Source organism: Actinopolyspora lacussalsi (assembly GCA_030803735.1).
GTDB lineage: Bacteria > Actinomycetota > Actinomycetes > Mycobacteriales > Pseudonocardiaceae > Actinopolyspora > Actinopolyspora lacussalsi.
This window is the reverse complement of the sequence record JAURUC010000001.1, coordinates 3169379-3186349: the sequence shown is the minus strand read 5'-3', so window position 1 is coordinate 3186349 and position 16971 is coordinate 3169379. Positions and strand designations below refer to the sequence as shown.

The 16971-nt window shown below is 68.3% G+C and carries 16 protein-coding genes; 8 read left to right on the top strand and 8 right to left on the bottom strand.

Annotation, left to right across the window (positions count from 1 at the left end; all coding sequences use genetic code 11):
- Window positions 1-227 precede the first annotated feature (227 nt).
- The 4 genes from J2S53_RS14230 to paaI all read right to left on the bottom strand — a co-directional run bounded on the left by J2S53_RS14230 (window position 228) and on the right by paaI (window position 4755).
- Window positions 228-1904 carry an APC family permease gene (locus tag J2S53_RS14230; protein WP_456241368.1) on the bottom strand — a complete coding sequence of 559 codons (1677 nt, stop codon included), beginning with the start codon at window positions 1902-1904 and terminating at the stop codon, window positions 228-230.
- A 375-nt stretch (window positions 1905-2279) separates the two neighbouring features.
- Window positions 2280-2885, bottom strand: coding sequence for a TetR/AcrR family transcriptional regulator (locus tag J2S53_RS14225; protein WP_435542862.1), 606 nt, complete (start codon window positions 2883-2885; stop codon window positions 2280-2282).
- A 128-nt stretch (window positions 2886-3013) separates the two neighbouring features.
- Window positions 3014-4363, bottom strand: a complete 1350-nt coding sequence (gene paaK, locus J2S53_RS14220; protein WP_456242794.1) for a phenylacetate--CoA ligase PaaK — start codon at window positions 4361-4363, stop codon at window positions 3014-3016.
- Window positions 4364-4377: 14 nt separating this feature from the next.
- Entirely contained in the window at window positions 4378-4755 is a 378-nt protein-coding gene (gene paaI / locus J2S53_RS14215; protein ID WP_456242793.1) for a hydroxyphenylacetyl-CoA thioesterase PaaI, read from the bottom strand.
- Between the two features lie 307 nt (window positions 4756-5062).
- Between paaI and paaZ the strand changes: the two genes are divergently transcribed.
- The 6 genes from paaZ to paaE all read left to right on the top strand — a co-directional run bounded on the left by paaZ (window position 5063) and on the right by paaE (window position 11397).
- On the top strand, window positions 5063-7105 hold the full coding sequence (gene paaZ / locus J2S53_RS14210; protein ID WP_456241367.1) for a phenylacetic acid degradation bifunctional protein PaaZ: 2043 nt from the start codon (window positions 5063-5065) through the stop codon (window positions 7103-7105).
- A gap of 111 nt (window positions 7106-7216) precedes the next feature.
- Window positions 7217-8185 carry a 1,2-phenylacetyl-CoA epoxidase subunit PaaA gene (gene paaA / locus J2S53_RS14205; RefSeq protein WP_456241366.1) on the top strand — a complete coding sequence of 323 codons (969 nt, stop codon included), beginning with the start codon at window positions 7217-7219 and terminating at the stop codon, window positions 8183-8185.
- A complete protein-coding gene (gene paaB / locus J2S53_RS14200; protein WP_245780080.1) occupies window positions 8182-8526 on the top strand; it encodes a 1,2-phenylacetyl-CoA epoxidase subunit PaaB in 345 nt (114 codons plus the stop codon). The genes paaA and paaB overlap by 4 nt, the downstream gene beginning before the upstream one ends.
- 354 nt (window positions 8527-8880) lie before the next feature.
- Window positions 8881-9771, top strand: coding sequence for a 1,2-phenylacetyl-CoA epoxidase subunit PaaC (paaC, locus tag J2S53_RS14195; protein WP_456241365.1), 891 nt, complete (start codon window positions 8881-8883; stop codon window positions 9769-9771).
- A complete protein-coding gene (gene paaD, locus J2S53_RS14190; protein WP_456241364.1) occupies window positions 9765-10301 on the top strand; it encodes a 1,2-phenylacetyl-CoA epoxidase subunit PaaD in 537 nt (178 codons plus the stop codon). Before paaC ends, paaD begins: the two co-directional genes overlap by 7 nt.
- Window position 10302: 1 nt before the next feature.
- A complete protein-coding gene (paaE, locus tag J2S53_RS14185) occupies window positions 10303-11397 on the top strand; it encodes a 1,2-phenylacetyl-CoA epoxidase subunit PaaE (protein WP_456241363.1) in 1095 nt (364 codons plus the stop codon).
- Window positions 11398-11603: 206 nt separating this feature from the next.
- On the opposite strand, the gene J2S53_RS14180 is transcribed toward paaE, so the two are convergent.
- From J2S53_RS14180 to J2S53_RS14170, 3 genes are all read right to left on the bottom strand, one after another.
- The gene (locus J2S53_RS14180) at window positions 11604-12545 is read right to left on the bottom strand and encodes a sporulation protein (protein ID WP_456241362.1); all 942 of its coding nucleotides are present in this window, start codon (window positions 12543-12545) and stop codon (window positions 11604-11606) included.
- A 381-nt stretch (window positions 12546-12926) separates the two neighbouring features.
- Complete coding sequence (locus J2S53_RS14175) at window positions 12927-13133, bottom strand: hypothetical protein (RefSeq protein WP_092976941.1); 207 nt, start codon at window positions 13131-13133, stop codon at window positions 12927-12929.
- Window positions 13134-13293: 160 nt separating this feature from the next.
- On the bottom strand, window positions 13294-13914 hold the full coding sequence (locus J2S53_RS14170) for a YigZ family protein (protein WP_456241361.1): 621 nt from the start codon (window positions 13912-13914) through the stop codon (window positions 13294-13296).
- Between the two features lie 269 nt (window positions 13915-14183).
- On the opposite strand from J2S53_RS14170, the gene J2S53_RS14165 reads away from it, so the two are divergent.
- Window positions 14184-14384, top strand: coding sequence for a hypothetical protein (locus J2S53_RS14165; RefSeq protein ID WP_092602537.1), 201 nt, complete (start codon window positions 14184-14186; stop codon window positions 14382-14384).
- Window positions 14385-14587: 203 nt separating this feature from the next.
- A complete protein-coding gene (locus J2S53_RS14160) occupies window positions 14588-15745 on the top strand; it encodes an FAD-dependent oxidoreductase (protein WP_456241360.1) in 1158 nt (385 codons plus the stop codon).
- 390 nt (window positions 15746-16135) lie between these two features.
- On the opposite strand, the gene J2S53_RS14155 is transcribed toward J2S53_RS14160, so the two are convergent.
- On the bottom strand, window positions 16136-16966 hold the full coding sequence (locus J2S53_RS14155; protein WP_456241359.1) for an aldo/keto reductase: 831 nt from the start codon (window positions 16964-16966) through the stop codon (window positions 16136-16138).
- Between the last annotated feature and the right edge of the window lie 5 nt (window positions 16967-16971).

Below are 16971 nucleotides of genomic sequence, written 5' to 3'. Positions count from 1 at the left end.
CTTTTCGTGTGATCAGAATCGCGCGAAGATCAGGAGCGCGCTGACCGGCAAGCTCCCACTATATGGGAAGATCTCGTGTGCCTGTGTACGTGCTCCGCACGATCGCGGTTCCCGCGGTATGGGAGCGGTGGTAACCGGCGGTAGGTCTCCTCGAAGCGGCCGTGTGGCAGCCGTGGCGGGGGTGGAACGCGGCAGTGACTCGACCCCAGGCGGGAAGTGAGCTCCGGTCAGCCCGCCGTGTTGGGGGCGTCGGTGGGAGTTTTCTCGACGTAGGAAGCCACCCGCCGGGAGGGCAGGCGCACCGCCATGGCGTAGTAGTAGATCAGCACGCTCCACACCACGATGATCAACGCACCGAGCCCCACCCCTATCGGGCCGTCACCGCCCTGCAACACCAGCCCCGCATCGGCGGGCTGGTTCGGGGTCACCTCCCCGAAGTAGCTCAGTGCCAGCATGCCGGCCAGCCATACGGGGAACCAGGAGCCGGCCTTGAAGTCGATCGGCGGCGTGTCGTGCTTGGTGGTGACGTGGTAGATCACGAACACCACATAGCCGACCAGCAACCCGATGAGCATCTTCTCGTTGATCGACCAGGTGGACCAGAACACCAGCAGATTGGACGAGAAGAACGCCAGCAGCGGAATCGTGTCCCCGCCGGGGAGCCGGAAGGGGCGGTCCTGGTCGGGCAGCTGGCGGCGCATGGCGCCGACCACCAGGCAACCCGGCGCGAAGGAGACGGCGAAGGCCGAGGTGATGAAGCCGATGAACTTCGACCACGCGGGGAAGGGCAGGAAGAAGAAGCACCCGACCACGAACATCAGCAGCACCGAGATCCAGGGGACGCCCCGTCGGTTCAGCCTGGTGAGTGCTTGTGGTGCGTTGTCGTTGCGGGCGTTGGCGTAGGAGAGCCTGGTGGTCACACCCGCGTAGATCAGCCCGGTGTCGGCCGGGGAGACGATCGCGTCCACTCGCAGCAGCCAGGCCATCCAGACCACGCCGAGCACCAACGCCAGTCCGGCGAGCGGTCCCGCGCTCTCGGCGAAGGTCAGCTCGCCCCATCCATCGTCGAGAAGTCCCTGGGGCAGTCCGGTGACGAAGGCGATCTGCAGCAGCACGTAGATGATCGCGGTGATCACCACCGAGCCGATCAGGGCGAACGGCACGTTGCGCTGCGGGTTGTCGGTCTCGCCCGCGAACTCGACACCGTTGCGGAACCCCAGGTAGGAGAACGCAACCCCGGCCGCCGGGATGGCGGTGAAGATGGTCCCGGCACCCTCCGGGGTGAACCCGCCGAATTCGGTGAGGTTGCCGGGATTGAACGACACGGCGAAGAAAACCACGATGACCAGCACGATCACCGCGAGCTTCCACCACACCAGTATGTTGTTCAGTCGGGCGAACACACCGACCCCCAACGCGTTGATCGTGCTGTACAGCGCCATCAGCGCGATCGCGATCAGCCAGCCGTAGCCGCTGACCAGGTACTCTCCCTCCACCGGAGTCATCAACCAGCCCGCGTACGGGTAGGCGTACTGCATGGTGGCCAGCACCTCGATGGGGGTCACCGCGGCGGCGGCCAGCCAGCTGATCCAGCCCGCGCTGTAACTCGCGAAGGAGCCGAAGGAGTAGTGCGGGAAGCGGATGATCCCGCCGACGACCGGGAACATCACCGACAGCTCGGCGTAGACGAAGCCGATGAACAGCACCATGATCGCGCCGATGATCCAAGACAGGATCGCTGCCGGACCGGCGATCTGGGAAGCGTAGAGGGCGCCGAACAGCCACCCGGAACCGATGATCGCGCCGACCCCGGTGAACAGCAGGCTGATCCGGTTCACATCCCTGCGTACCCCGTGATCGAGCTGCACTGTGGCACGGGTCGGTGAACCAGCCGGTGTGCCCATAATCGGCCCCATTCGAGTGATAGGGATCACTTCGGTGTTCCCATAGCACTCTCAGGCAGACACGGGAGTTCGGCAACACGAACACGCCTGCGGCGCTGACACGGTCGGCGCAGCGGGGCCGATCCAGCCCCGTCGTCCGGTCCGCCGCGGGGCTCGGCGGTGTCGATTTCTCGCGAAATCGCGGGTCCTGCGGCGCGCCCAGAGCCGAACCCCGACCACCCTCGTAACCGGCGCCGCCGCGGGTTCTCTCGTGGTGCTCTCGCGAGGAAGGCCCGACGTGGCGTAGTACCTACTCGATGTCGGGCCTCGCCGCAGCGAGAGCCCGCGAGAGGTTCCGCCACGGAACCCGCAGAGCAACCCGAACGGAGAACCTCGTCATCGCTTCAGCCCCTCGAAGGCGATCGTGGTCACGGCCTCGGCGATCTCCTCCTTGGTAAGCCCCTGCCTGGGGCGGTACCACTCGATCACCGAGTTCACCATCCCGAACAGCAGCCTGCTGGTCAGTGCCGGGTCCAGATCCAGCCGCAGGCTGCCCGCCCGTTCCGCCTCGGCGACGAGCTCGCCCACCAGGTGGTCGAACTCCCGACGTCGGGCGAGTGCCTGGCGTTCCACCTTGCTGTTGCCGCGCACCCGCAGCAGCAGGGTTACGAACGGCAGCTCGTCGACCAGCACCTCGACGCTGCGCCGCACCACGTGGTGCAGCCGGTCGATGGCGGGCCCTTCCAGCGACTCGGGCTCGTCCAGCACCGCGAACAGCGCGTCCAGCGCCCGGTCCACGCTCATCCGCAGCAGTTCCTGCTTGCTGGAGACGTGGTAGTAGATGGCCGATTTGGTGATGCCGAGCCGTTTGGCCAGGTCCTCCATGCTCGTGCCGTCGTAGCCGCGCTCGTGGAAGACCTTGACGGCGGTGCGCAGCAGCGAATCGAGGTCGTAGCCCGGTCTGCCCCGCCCCGCACCGTTGTTCGTAGCCGCACCCGCCATGGTCTTCAGTCTCGCAGTATCAGCCGGGGAGCGCGGTCACCGGCCCGCGCGGCCCCGGCGATGGTCTCCACCGGGTATCGCCGCCTCCGGCGAGGATTTCCACCGGCGATCCGGTCGGGACGGTTCGATCAGCTCTCGCGCAGATCGACGATCCGGCGCAGTTTGCCGACCGAACGCGGCAGCGTGTCGGGCTCGACGATCTCCACGCCAGCGCTCACCCCTATCGCGTCCTTGATCGCCGCGGTCAGCGCGCCCGGCGCCTCCGAACGCTGTGCGTCGGTGGTGGTCTCGTCCGCCTCGATGCGGACGCGCAGCTCGTCGAGTCGTCCCTGTCGGGTGAGTTCGAGCTGGAAGTGCGGCGAGAGGCCGTCCTGCCGCAGCACGAGTTCCTCGATCTGGCTGGGGAAGACGTTCACGCCGCGCAGGATGATCATGTCGTCGCTGCGTCCGGTGATCTTCTCCATCCTGCGCATCCCCGGTCGTGCGGTGCCGGGCAGCAGCCTGGTCAGGTCCCGGGTGCGGTACCGGATCACCGGCATGGCCTCCTTGGTCAGCGAGGTGAACGCCAGTTCGCCGTGCTCGCCGTCGGGCAGCGGCTCCTCGGTGACCGGGTCGATGATCTCCGGGTAGAAGTGGTCCTCCCAGATGTGCGGGCCGTCCTTGGTGGTCACGCACTCGTTCGCCACGCCGGGGCCCATCACCTCGGAGAGTCCGTAGATGTCCACCGCGTCGATCCCGGCAGCTTCCTCGATCTCGCGGCGCATCTCGGCCGTCCAGGGTTCGGCGCCGAAGATGCCGATCCGCAGTGAGCTCCTCCTGGGGTCGAGGCCCTGCCTGCGGAACTCGTCGAGCAGCGTGAGCATGTAGGAGGGCGTGATCATGATGATCTCGGGTTCGAGGTCGTGGATGAGCTTCACCTGTCGCTCGGTCATCCCCCCGGAAGCGGGGATCACGGTGCAGCCGAGCCGTTCGGCGCCGTAGTGCGCGCCGAGTCCGCCGGTGAACAGCCCGTAGCCGTAGGCCACGTGCACCTTCTGGCCGGGGCGTCCGCCCGCCGCCCGGATGGATCGCGCGACCACCTCGGCCCAGGTGTCCAGGTCCCGCTGGGTGTAGCCGACCACGGTGGGGGTACCGGTGGTGCCGCTGGAGGCGTGCACCCGCCGCAGCTGGTCCTGCCTGACCGCGAACATGCCGAACGGGTAGTTCTCCCGCAGGTCGTTCTTGGTGGTGGTGGGGAACTTCGCCAGGTCGGCGAGGGTCTCGCAGTCCTCGGGCCGCACCCCGGCCTCGTCGAACTTCCTCCGGTAGCAGGGCACGTTCTCGTAGGCGTGCCGCAGGGTTTCGCGGAGCCGTCGCAGTTGCAGTTCGGCCAGCTCGGCGCGGCTCGCGTGTTCCGCGGCGTCCGGTTCGGCCGCCGAGGTGCCGTGCGGTGGGGTGCCGGAGGGTGCCGGTTCGGTGTGCGCGGCGAGTTCGGTCATGGTCGTGGATCCCTTCAACTCTTGATGCTGCGGCTGTGCCCGCGGAACTCGGCGATGGTTTCCCCGTCGGCGTCGTCGCGGAACACCGTGGTGTCGTAGATGCCGCTGCGTCCTCTGGTGTGGCGTTCGACCGCCCTGGCGTGCAGCAGCTCCCCCTCGTGCGCGGGAGCCAGGAACGTGATCTGCGCGCCAGCGGCGACGGTGACCGGCCCGTGGCTGTTGCAGGCACAGGCGAAGGCCGTGTCCGCCAGCAGGAACACGTAACCGCCGTGGGCGATGGCGTGCCCGTTGACCATTTCCGGGGTCACGCGCATCCGCACGTGCGCGTGCCCCTCCGAGGCTTCGAGCAGCTCTATGCCGAGCGCTTTCGAGGCGTGGTCCTCGTCGAACATGGCCGCTGTGGGAGCGGCTATCGGCGGGTGCTCGGCGTCCAAATCGGTTTCACCACCTCGGAATACTGACCGAACAGTCGGTTTCCTACCCGGGGTCGCCGTGGTTACCTCGCGCGCCGCGCTGCCGGTCTTCGATGGTTTTTCGTGGGCAACTGTCGGTCAGGTGATTGTGCACGAGCTTGTTCTGCGTCACAATGCTTTACCGACCGATTGGTCAGTAATAAGCGAACTCGGTTGCCCGAGCGCGCCACGGCGGGCGGTACGGGCACTCGGACAGCAGGCGGACTAACCCAGGGAGATCGCGACGATGGAGCCATTGCGCAGCTACCTCGCGGGACGGTGGCAGCGACCCGACGCGGCCGGAACGCCGTTGCACGACGCCGCGACCGGGCAGGAGGTCACGCGGATCTCCACCTCCGGGCTGGACCCCGCCGCCGCGCTCGCCTACGGCAGGGAGAGCGTCGGTCCCGCGTTGCGCGAGCTCACCTTCCACCAGCGGGCCGCGCTGCTCAAAACTCTGGCCTCGCACCTGCGCGAACACCGCCACGAGCTCTACTCGCTCTCGGCCCGGACCGGCGCCACCAAGGGCGACTCCAAGTTCGACATCGACGGCGGCATCGGCGTGCTGTTCAGCTACTCCAGCAAGGGCAGGCGCGAGATGCCCGACGACACCGTCTACGTGGAAGGTGCCACGGAACCGCTGAGCAAGCAGGGGACCTTCCTCGGTCAGCACATCGCCACCCCGCTGCGAGGGGTGGCGGTGCAGATCAACGCGTTCAACTTCCCGGTCTGGGGACCGCTGGAGAAGCTCGCCCCCGCGTTCGTCGCCGGGATGCCGACCCTGATCAAACCAGCTCCGCAGACCGCCTACCTGACACACCGCCTGGTGGAGCTGATCGTCGAGTCCGGCATCCTGCCGGAGGGATCGGTCCAGCTGTTGTGCGGCGATCCCGGCGATCTGCTCGACCACCTGACGGAGCAGGACACGCTCTCGTTCACCGGCTCGGCCGCCACGGCACGGCGCCTCCGCGCGCACGAGAACGTGGTTCGGTGCGGCGTGCGGTTCAACGCCGAGGCCGACTCGCTGAACTGCTCGATCCTCGGGCCGGACGCCACCCCGGAGAGCCCGGAGTTCCAGCTGTTCGTGCGCGAGCTGGTCACCGAGATGACCGTCAAGGCGGGCCAGAAGTGCACCGCCGTTCGCAGGGCGTTCGTCCCGGCGGAGCTCGCCGACGAGGTGACCGAGGCCGTCCGGCGGCGACTCGCCGACATCAGGGTCGGCGACCCCTCCTCCGGCGAGGTCGACATGGGGGCGCTGGCGGATCCGGAACAGCGCGAGGAGGTCCGCCGCTCGCTGAAGGCGTTGTTGGAGTCGTGCCGACTGGTGCACGGGGACCCGAACACGCCGTTCGAACTCGTCGACGCCGACTACGAGCAGGGCGCCTTCGTGCCGCCCATGCTGCTGCGCTGCGACGATCCGGAGCTGCCGCAGCCGCACGAGGTGGAGGCGTTCGGCCCGGTGAGCACGATCATGCCCTACCGCGACGCCGAGCACGCCGTGGAGCTGGCACGTCGTGGCCACGGCAGCCTGGTCGGTTCGGTCGTCTCCGCAGACCCCGACTTCGTCCGCACCGTCGTGACCGGTGCCGCCTCCCAGCACGGTCGCATGCTCGTGCTCAACCGCCACGATTCCGCGGAGTCCACCGGTCACGGTTCACCGCTGCCGCAGCTGGCGCACGGCGGTCCCGGCCGGGCCGGTGGTGGCGAGGAGATGGCCGGGTTGCGCGGCGTGCTGCACCACATGCAGCGCACCGCCGTGCAGGCGGACCCGGACACCCTCACCTCGCTGACCCGGCAGTGGATGCCGGGCAGCGCCCGCGAGACCACGGCGGTTCACCCGTTCCGCAAGCACCTGGAGCGGTTGCGCGTCGGGGACAGCGTGGTCGGCGGCCCCCGCACCGTCACCCGGGAGGACGTGCGGCGCTTCGCCGAGTTCACCGGGGACGAGTTCTACGCGCACACCGACGAGGAGGCGGCCGCCGCCAACCCGTTCTTCGGAGGGCTGGTGGCGCACGGTTACCTCGTCGTCTCGTTCGCCGCGGGGTTGTTCGTCGCTCCCGAGTCCGGGCCGGTGCTGGCCAACTACGGCCTGGAGAACCTGCGCTTCCTGACTCCCACCTATCCGGGCGACGAGATCACGGTCACGCTGACCGCCAAGCGCATCACACCCCGGCACAACGCCGACTACGGCGAGGTGCGCTGGGACGCGGACGTGACCAACCAGGACGGTGAGTCCGTCGCCAAGTACGACGTCCTCACGCTCGTGGCGAAGGAGAACCCACCGGAATGAGGCGTCATCCAACGGAAGCGGGGCCCGCCGGGGTGAGAGCCCCCGGGAGGTTCCGCCGAGCGAGCGTCCCGGCAGCGCGAAACGGAAGAATTCGGGGAGGAGGTGAGTGGCGTGAGCACCGATGAAGCCACGATCACCGACGAGGAGCGGTTATACGAGCGGTTCGAGGCGACCGTCGAGCACGACCAGCGCGTCGAGCCGAGGGACTGGATGCCCGAGGGCTACCGCAAGACTTTGGTGCGCCAGATCGCCCAGCACGCGCACTCCGAGATCATCGGAATGCAGCCGGAGGGCAACTGGCTGACCCGCGCTCCGAGCCTGCGCCGCAAGGCGATCCTGCTCGCCAAGGTGCAGGACGAAGCCGGGCACGGGCTCTACCTGTACTCGGCGGCCGAGACGCTCGGCGTCGAGCGCTCCGACCTGACCGAGAAACTCGTCGCACGACGCCAGAAGTACTCCTCCATCTTCAACTACCCGGCGCTGACCTTCGCCGACATCGGGGTGATCGGTTGGCTGGTGGACGGAGCCGCGATCGTGAACCAGGTGCCGCTGTGCCGGTGCTCCTACGGGCCCTACGCCCGGGCGATGATCCGCATCTGCAAGGAGGAGTCCTTCCACCAGCGGCAGGGCTACGAACTGCTGCTGACCATGATGAACGGTTCCGAGCGGCAGCGGCGGGACGTGCGGGACGCCGTCGACCGCTGGTGGTGGCCCTCGCTGATGATGTTCGGGCCGCCGGACGGGGACTCGCCCAACACCCAGCAGTCGATGGCCTGGGGAATCAAGCGGCACACCAACGACCAGCTGCGGCAGAAGTTCGTGGACATGACCGTGCCGCAGGCGGATGCGCTGGGAGTAACTCTGCCCGACGCCGGGCTGAGCTACAACGCCGAGCGCGAGCACTACGACTTCTCCGAACCGGACTGGGAGGAGTTCCACCGGGTGTTGGCGGGCGAGGGGCCGTGCAACACGCAGCGCGTCGAACGGCGGCGCGCCGCGCACGAGGGCGGCTCCTGGGTACGCGAGGCAGCGGCGGCGCACGCGGCGAAGCAGGCGGAACGCGGGAGGGCCGCGGTATGAGCACACCATCCGGAACCGGCGAGAACGGCCGGGACGCGACGGGCGAGGTGGAACGGCCCAGCACGGCATGGCCGTTGTTCGAGGTCTTCGTCAGGGGAAAGCGGGGGCTCAACCACGTGCACGTGGGCTCGCTGCACGCCGCCGACGAGGAGATGGCGCTGCACAACGCGCGCAACCTCTACACCCGGCGCAACGAGGGCGTGAGCATCTGGGTGGTGCGTGCGGCCGACATCACCGCCTCCAGCCCGGACGAGAAGGACCCGTTCTTCGCACCGAACGGGGACAAGGTCTATCGGCACCCCACGTTCTACGAGATCCCCGACGATGTCCCACATATTTAGAATTCCGCACAGCACGGCTTGCCTGGGTGGTTGCTTGGCGGAACCTCTGGCACGGCTCCCGCTCCGGGAGGCCCGACATCGGGTAGGTACTACACAACGTCGGGCCTTCCTCACGAGAGCCGCACCAGAGAACCCGCGGCGGTGCCGACCGCGGGCGTGGTGGGAGTTCCGCGCAGCACGGTTGCCCGGCTTGGCAGGGCTGAGCACCCGGGTCAACAACGGGACTGCGGGGACGCCCGAACCGTCGAGCTACCGGGGTGGTCCGGTGGCGGAACCTGTCGTGGAGTCCCCGCACTCGACAAGTCGTGCCGCGGCGGTTCGGCGGCCACATTCGCAACCGGTGAGGTAATTCCCATGTCGTTCGACAACGCCTACGAGGCAATCGCCGAGACACATCCCGAGGGGGACGCGCGCTGGGCGTTCGGCACCGGATTCGACGATCCGCTGTCCGGAGTGGACACAACGGTGCCCGCCGGTGTCGACACCGCCGACCTCGCGGCCTACTGCCTGATGCTCGGCGACGACGCGCTGATCCTCTCGCAACGGCTCACCGAGTGGGTGACGTGCGCTCACGAGCTGGAGGACGAGGTGGCGCTGGCCAACATCGCCCTGGACCTGCTCGGGCAGGCGAGGATGCTGCTCTCCCGCGCGGGTTCGGTCGAGGGCCTCGGCCGTGACGAGGACACGCTGGCCTACTTCCGGTCCGAACCGGAGTTCCGCAACGTGCGGCTGGTCGAGCTGCCCGGCGGTGACTTCGGCAGGACCATCGCCGCGCTGCTGGTGTTGTCCACCTGGCGGTTGGCGCTGCTCAACCGGCTGGTCGCCTCGGCGGATCCGGTGCTCTCCGCGATCGCCGCGAAAGCGGTCAAGGAGGTCACCTACCACCGCGAGTACGCCGCACGCTGGGCCGTCCGGCTCGGTGACGGCACCGACTACTCCGCCGAGCGGCTGCGGAACGGGTTCGCCGACGTGCTGCCACTGGTCGACGAACTGTTCACCGGGCACGCCGTGGAGCGGCGACTGGCCGCGGCGGGAGTGGCCGTGGACAGCACCGAGCTGCGGGAGGAGTTCGACGGCGTGTTGGCCCAGGTCGTCGAGCAGGCGCTGCTGCGGCTGCCCGAGGTGAACCGGGTGGGCTCGGTCGGTGGCCTCGCGGGCCGCGACGGCGTCCACACCGAACACTTCGGCTACCTGCTCGCGGAGATGCAGAGCCTGGCGCGCGCTGATCCGGAGGCGACATGGTGACCCGTACCGAACGCGATCGGACCGTGGCCGCCGAGGTCGCGGAGTCGGTGACCGATCCGGAACTCCCCATGCTCACCCTCGCCGACCTCGGGGTGCTGCGCGAGGTGACCGTCACCGGTACCGGCGGCGTGGTCGTCACGATCACGCCCACCTACTCCGGCTGCCCGGCGCTGACCGAGATGCGTACCGATCTGCACCGCGGGCTGACCGAGGCGGGCTACACCGACGTGCGGATCCGCACCGAGCTCTCCCCGCCGTGGAGCAGTTCGTGGATCACCGAGCGCGGCAGGCGCAGACTCGCCGAACACGGCATACACCCACCTGACGAGCGGGCCGGTGAGTGGGCCCCCGGAAACGGTGGTGACGGCCCGGTCCCGCTGACCCTGGAACCGCCGCGCCGGGAGATCCGCTGCCCGCGGTGCGATTCCACCGCCACCGAACGGACCTCCGAGTTCAGCGCCACCGCGTGCAAGGCGTTGTATCGCTGCCTGGACTGCCGGGAGCCCTTCGAGTACTTCAAGGAGATCTGACGTGTCCACCCCGACGGCTACCGCGCCGAGGCGCCGCGCGGACAACTCCTTCCACACCCTCCGGGTGGCCGAGGTCGAGCGGCTGTGCGACGACGCGGTCGCGGTGACTCTCGACGTCCCCTCGGAGCTGGCCGCCGAGTTCGACTTCCTGCCCGGCCAGTCGCTGACCCTGCGGCGGTGCGAGGACGACGGTGAGCACCGGCGTTCCTACTCGATCTGTTCCGCGCGGGGAACCCCGCCCCGCATCGGAGTGCGGCTGGTGCCGGAGGGGTTGTTCTCCGGGTGGTTGACCGGGGGGCTCGAGGTCGGTGACGAGATCGAGGTGATGCCGCCCACCGGACGGTTCACCCCGGATCTGACGGTCGGGGGCAGGCACGTGCTGATCGCGGCTGGGTCGGGGATCACCCCGGTGCTGTCCATCGCGGCCACGCTGCTGGCCGAGACGGATTCGGCGGTCACGGTGATCTACGGCAACCGGCGCAGCGACACCGTGATGTTCGCCGACGAGCTCGCCGACCTCAAGGATCGTCATCCGAGCCGCTTCGAACTGGTGCACGTGCTCTCCAGGGAACCCCGCGAGTCCGAACTCGTCAGCGGGCGGTTGGACGCCGAGCGGCTGCGCGGCCTGCTGGGTACGCTGGTGCCGCTCGACGGTTCGGAACAGTGGTGGTTGTGCGGCCCGTACGGCATGGTCGAGGACGCCGGGGCGGTGCTGGCCGAACTCGGTGTGCCGGGTGAGCGGGTGCACCGCGAGCTGTTCTACGTCGACGACGTTCCTCCCGAGCCGGTGCGGCACGAGGAGGGCGACTACGAGGGCGAGGTGAGCCGGGGACGGGTGACGCTGGACGGTCGCACCACCGAGGTCGCGCTGCCCACCGACACCCCGGTGCTCGACGCGGCCCAGCGGGTTCGTTCGGATCTGCCGTTCGCCTGCAAGGGCGGGGTCTGCGGCACCTGCCGTGCCAGGATCACCGAGGGACAGGTGCGGATGCGCCGCAATTTCGCGCTGGAGGACTCCGAGGTGGAGTCCGGGTTCGTGCTCACCTGCCAGTCGATCCCGGTCACCGAGGAGGTCGCGGTGGACTACGACGTCTGAGCTCTCTTCCCCGAGCGTCGATTTCTCGCGAAATGTACGAGCGGGGCGGCCGAATGCATCCCTCCGACCGCCCCACGGCAACGACCCGAACCGGTTCGGGTGGCGTCCGACCGGTCAGCGCTGGGTGGCTGTCCACGAACCCCGTCCCCGCGCCACGGTAGTTCTTCGGAACCGGCCCGGAAGCACCGAACACGGAGCTGGAGAGATCAGCCTTCCTCGTCTTCCCCCTCCTCGTCTTCGCCCTCCAGCATCTCGCCGAGCATCATGCCGCCGAGAACGCCTGCCGCGGCGCCCGCCACTCCACCGGCGACCGCACCGCCCAGGCCGGAACCGGAGTGCTTCGAACCGTGACCGTGGTGACCGTGCCCACCGCCGAAGAAGCCGCCCGAGGACCGCGACACCGCCTGCAACCAGTTCTGGATCTCGGAGGTCCAGTCGGTGTGCAGCGCTTCCTCATGGCTACGGTGGATGCGCCCCAGCACGTCGCCACCGGACGTGAACAGGCCACCCCGCTTGTCCGCCTCCAGCACCACGTCCAAGCTGTCGGGACGCGCCACGAAGGTCAGCTCGATCTCGTTGATACCGCCCGCGAACTGCGGCGGCGCGAAGAACTCGATCTCCTGGTAGAAGGGGTACTGCTGTGCGATGCCGTGCAGCGCTCCGTGCTCGACATCGGCGCTTTTCAGCGGTGCGCCCATGTTCAGCAGTGCCTCGATCACCGGCTGCTGTGACGGCAGTGGTTCGACGTGCAGCGGGTCCATGTCGCCGGTGTCCACCGCCTTGGCCACCGCGACCTCGGTGCGGACGCCGAGCCGCATGCCGTGCAGTGGCTGGCCGCGCAGTGCCGTGATCGGTAGTTCCCACGGCAGCGGCAGTTCGAACGGAATCGTGGAGTACTGCTCGGCCTCCAGCGTGAACTCCCCGCTCACCGTGTGACGCTGGAACTCCATCGCCCCTTTGCGGTCGTCGGAGGTTTCCACCTCGGCCACCAGGATCAGGTCGATCCGCTGGATCTCGGCGGTCCCGCTCGCTCCTCCGATGCGGACCTCCCCCGCGACCTGACCGCCCGGTTGGCAAGCCTCCCCCTGCAGCACTGTGTCCACCGAGGGGCCACCGATTCCCACTGCCTGCAACATGCGTTTGAACACCGCGCGATCCCTTCATCGCCGACCGTTTCCGCGACTCCCGCCGGTTCGGGGGGTGCCACGTGCTCTCGCCCGTGCGACGATGCTGCCGCCGATGTGGTTTCCGTGTTGGCGTTGTCCGGTTCGATCGTTACCGCATCTTGACTGGAAAGTCCCGTAAGTCCGGAGTCGCCGACGGCGGGCCGACTGTCGATTTCTCGCGAAATCGCCGCGCGGGGTTGAGTGCGAACGCGCTTCGAAGACTCCGCGCCGAGCCGGCTCCCGGTGGGCATGGCGGGGGGACAACTGAGCCTCCGAGCGGGGCTCCCGGAACGCGCCGGGAGCCCCGTGTCGCCGCGACACCGTTCACAGTGTTCGCGACAGTGGAGTCCGGTGAACTCCGAATCACTCGGCGAGCTGGTTGATCGCCTGCGCCCAGCGGAAGTACTTGTTGTTGCCCAGGTCCCTGATCGTGCGGATGCCGAAGGCCTGCTCCAGCTGTTCGGCGTCGCTTTCGCTGACTCCCTGCAGTGCCGCCACGGGAGCATCGGGAAGCTCGCTGAGCGGCTTGCCCTCGTAAGCCTTGACGAGCTTGTCTTCGATGTCGGTCATCCGGTTCCTTTCGGCGCGTCGTGTTGCGTGTGCCAACTCCCCTCGTGGGTGTGCTTATCACGCAGCGGATCCGGGTGAACACGGCAATGTTGATCTTCTCACTGACGCTTTCGCCCGATATGGGGTTTTCGCTATGCTCTCCCGGAAGTCGGGGGGACCGTCACTCCGCCACTTCAAGGAAGGTTCGTTCCCCAGGGCTGACGCGGGCGTCGCCGCCAGCCGCTTCGCCGATCCAGCGCTCGAAGGCGGCGGTGTCCGGTTCCGGCACCGCCACGTCGAACTCCACGAGAGCCCCGTAACGCGTGTCCGCGGGTTCGTACCCGGCAGCGCGCAGCTCGTTGTCCAGCCTTCCAGCGGTGGAGTGATCCACGGCGATCGAAACCATCCGGGCGGGCTCCCGCCGGACCAGCCCGACCTCTTCCAGTGCTCGGCCGGTGGCCGTGCCGTACGCGCGGATCAGGCCACCCGACCCCAGCAGTACGCCGCCGAAATAGCGCACCACCACGGCCGCGGTGTTGGTCAGCTCGTTGTGGTGCAGCGCCCGCAGGATCGGCATCCCGGCGGTTCCGGACGGTTCCCCGTCGTCGTTGGACTTCTGCACCTCGGCGTCGTCGCCCACCACGTAGGCGTAGCAGTGGTGCCTGGCGTTCGGGTGCTCCTTGCGGCATCGCGCCACGAACTCCCGTGCCCGCGACTCGGAATCGACGCGTCGCAGCACACACAGAAAGCGGGATTTCTTCGCCACGAGCTCTGCCGAACCCGCCTGTCGGATCGTGCGCATGCCCTCCTTCCTACCGGAGAAGGGGCGGTGCGGCCCTCCCGCGCCCGAAGCGCCGTGCGGGCCGTCACCGTGAGCCCCAGCAGTGGCGAACCGACTCCGCACGGTGGCTCCGGTTCCGACGGCAGTGGTGACAACGCTCACCCGAAAACCGGTGTGATCTCGGGCACGCCCGGTAACCGGCGTTGATAGCACCTGCACACGCTTTCGTGGGTGGATACCGGTGGGAGTGATTTTTCGTGCCGCCAGCCGGGCACGTACCGTCCACTCTCATGGAGCAGTCATCGAGTCCGTTGGAACCAGGCACGAGGGTGCGCGCTTCCTTCGGCCGTTTTCAGGATCAGACGGGAACCGTGGTCGAGGCCGCGACCGGTCTGCCGGACGTCTTCGACGGTCCCGTGCTGTGGGTCCGTTTCGACGGAGACGAGGAGCCCGGCCTGGTCGCGGGCCGCTTCCTCGAACGCGCGGCCTGACCGGGGTAATGGTCGGCCCGTGCGTGCCGGGGCTTTCGGTCGATGATCGTGCTGGTCAACGGATGATCCCGATGTGAGTAATCGTAAGTCCCGTTCCGGTTGAGTTCCGGATAAAATGCACCCGAGGTGCAGCGTCGTAGCGAGGACGGTTCTGCTGGTCGCGCTCCCGCACGTGGGGCGCCGGTGACGAAACGGACGGAGACATGCGGGTTCTGGTCATCGGGGGAGGCTTGGGAGGACTCGCCGTGGCCAAGGGCCTGCTCGACAACGGTCACCGGGTAAGGATCTACGAGCACGCCGAGCGACTTCGGGACGGCGGTGCCGGGGTCACGGTGTGGAGCAACGGAACCGCCGCGTTGCGCGGGCTGGGGATCCCGCTGCAAGGCGTCGGACGCCAGCTGCACAGTCTGCGTGCGATGACCGCGACCGGCAGGCTGCTCTGGGAAGCGGATCTGGACGAGGTGACGGAACGCCTCGGATCTCCCACTGTCGAGATCCCTCGGCAGGAGCTGCTGTATCGCATGGCCGAAGCGCTGCCGAGTGACATCTTCCGGTTCGGTAAGCGGTGCGTCGGTGTCCGGGAGTTCGCCGATCACGCCGTGGCCGACTTCGCCGATGGCAGCTCGGAAACCGGTGATGTCGTCGTCGGAGCGGACGGGCAGCGCTCGATGGTGCGCCGCACGGTGCTGGGGGGCGAACCGGCGCGGCCGACGGGCTGGGCGAGCTGGCAGGGTCTGACCCGCAGCGATCTACCGATCGCCTACGGGTACCAGACGCTCAACATCGCGGGACGTGACGGCCACTGCGGGCTCATACCGGCGGGTGAAGGACTGCTGCACTGGTGGTTCGACATGCCGTGGCGGGAGGACCAGGCCGAGTTGACCGTGGCGGACCTGCGGTCCGTTTTCACGGGCTGGCCGGAACCCGTCGAGGAGCTGCTGGCATCGGTGTCCGATGAGGACCTGGGGTTCTTCCCGCACATCCGGCACCAGGTGCCGAAGGTCTGGGGTGGGCCGCGAACCACCCTGATCGGTGACGCCGCGCACGCGATGCCGCCTGCTGTGGCGCAGGCCGCCAACCAGACGATGGAAGACGCCTGGCTGCTCTCCTGCTCACTCGCCCATGACGAAGGAAGACACCCCGAACCGATGTTGCGGGACTACGAACAGCAGCGCAGGCCCCGGGTCGCCAAGGTTTCGCGCACCGCGGCGCTGACCTCGGCGCAGCGTCGTACCCCGCTGCAGCGCATCGGCAAGTTTCCACGCTGGATCGCCACTCGCAGCCAGGTGATCTCGCTGCGCTCCGGCAGCAACATACTCCGCGGTCTTACCCCACCCGCGGTCTCCGTAGGCATCGCGTGATCGCTGTCGGCCGCGTGGGCTGCGTGGACGGTCGAGCGGCGGAACCTCTCGCGGGCTCTCGCTCCGGGAGGCCCGACATCGGGTAGCCGACCTACACAACGTCGGGACCGTCCTCGCGAGAGCACCACGAGAGAACCCACGGCGGTGCGGCCTGCGAGGGTGCTCGGAGTGCGGCCTGCGGGAGTGGTGGGAGCTCGGCCCTGCGAGCAGCCCAGAACACACCCGCGAATTTGACGGAGCCCGAGGACACACCGCCGCACCGGCGCGGCGATTTCGCGGGAAATCGACGGAGTCCGTCGCCCCGGACGGGGCGGTGTGGGAGGCACACCCGGTGCCTCCCACCCACGGCGGCGGCGCCTCAACCAGGGTGAGCGGCGACTCACCGCTCGGTCACGCGCCGAAGACGTCCGGGTTGGGACCGACCCGGCCACCGTTGTCCAGCTCGCCGATGGACTTCATGTCGTCCTCGCTGAGTTCGAAGTCGAACAGTTCGAGGTTCTCCCGAACACGCGACGGCGTGGCGGACTTCGGGATGGTCACGTTGCCCAGCTGGATCTGCCAGCGCAGCACCACCTGTGCCGGGGACTTGCCGTACTTCTCGGCCAGTCCCTGCAGCCGGGAGTCCTCCAGCAGCCCCTTACCCTGCCCGATCGGGCTCCACGCCTCGGTGGCGATGCCGTGCTCGGCGTGGAACGCCCGCAGCTCGGCCTGGGGCAGGTTGGGGTGCAGCTCGATCTGGTTCACCGCGGGGACCACGTTGGTCTCCTCGAACAGCCTGCGCAGGTGCGCGGTGTGGAAGTTCGACACCCCGATGGACTTGGCCCTGCCCTCGGAGTGGAGCTTCTCGAACGCCTGCCAGGTCTGCACGTAGGTGTCCTGACCGGGCATCGGCCAGTGGATCAGGTAGAGATCCACGTAGTCCAGCCCCAGCTTGTTGAGGCTCTCGTCGAACGCGCGGAACGTCTCGTCGTAGCCCTGCCTGTCGTTCCACAGCTTGGTGGTGACGAACAGTTCCTCACGCGGGATGCCCGACTCCGCGATCGCCTTGCCGACGCCTTCCTCGTTGCCGTAGACGGCCGCGGTGTCGATACTGCGATAGCCCGCTTCCAGGGCGGCCCTGACCGGCTCCACGACCTCCTCGGAGGGGATCTGGAAGACGCCGAAACCCAGCTGCGGCATCTTCGCGCCGGTGTTGAGCGTGATGTTCGGAACCTGGCTCATCTGGT

Coding starts and splice junctions, on each gene's coding strand:
- paaC (WP_456241365.1), top strand. CDS start 8,881: ATGTCGTTCGACAACGCCTACGAGGCAATCGCCGAGACACATCCCGAG.
- J2S53_RS14160 (WP_456241360.1), top strand. CDS start 14,588: ATGCGGGTTCTGGTCATCGGGGGAGGCTTGGGAGGACTCGCCGTGGCC.
- J2S53_RS14230 (WP_456241368.1), bottom strand. CDS start 1,904: ATGGGCACACCGGCTGGTTCACCGACCCGTGCCACAGTGCAGCTCGAT.
- paaB (WP_245780080.1), top strand. CDS start 8,182: ATGAGCACACCATCCGGAACCGGCGAGAACGGCCGGGACGCGACGGGC.
- J2S53_RS14175 (WP_092976941.1), bottom strand. CDS start 13,133: ATGACCGACATCGAAGACAAGCTCGTCAAGGCTTACGAGGGCAAGCCG.
- paaK (WP_456242794.1), bottom strand. CDS start 4,363: ATGACCGAACTCGCCGCGCACACCGAACCGGCACCCTCCGGCACCCCA.
- J2S53_RS14170 (WP_456241361.1), bottom strand. CDS start 13,914: ATGCGCACGATCCGACAGGCGGGTTCGGCAGAGCTCGTGGCGAAGAAA.
- J2S53_RS14225 (WP_435542862.1), bottom strand. CDS start 2,885: ATGGCGGGTGCGGCTACGAACAACGGTGCGGGGCGGGGCAGACCGGGC.
- paaI (WP_456242793.1), bottom strand. CDS start 4,755: ATGTTCGACGAGGACCACGCCTCGAAAGCGCTCGGCATAGAGCTGCTC.
- J2S53_RS14165 (WP_092602537.1), top strand. CDS start 14,184: ATGGAGCAGTCATCGAGTCCGTTGGAACCAGGCACGAGGGTGCGCGCT.
- paaD (WP_456241364.1), top strand. CDS start 9,765: ATGGTGACCCGTACCGAACGCGATCGGACCGTGGCCGCCGAGGTCGCG.
- paaZ (WP_456241367.1), top strand. CDS start 5,063: ATGGAGCCATTGCGCAGCTACCTCGCGGGACGGTGGCAGCGACCCGAC.
- J2S53_RS14155 (WP_456241359.1), bottom strand. CDS start 16,966: ATGAGCCAGGTTCCGAACATCACGCTCAACACCGGCGCGAAGATGCCG.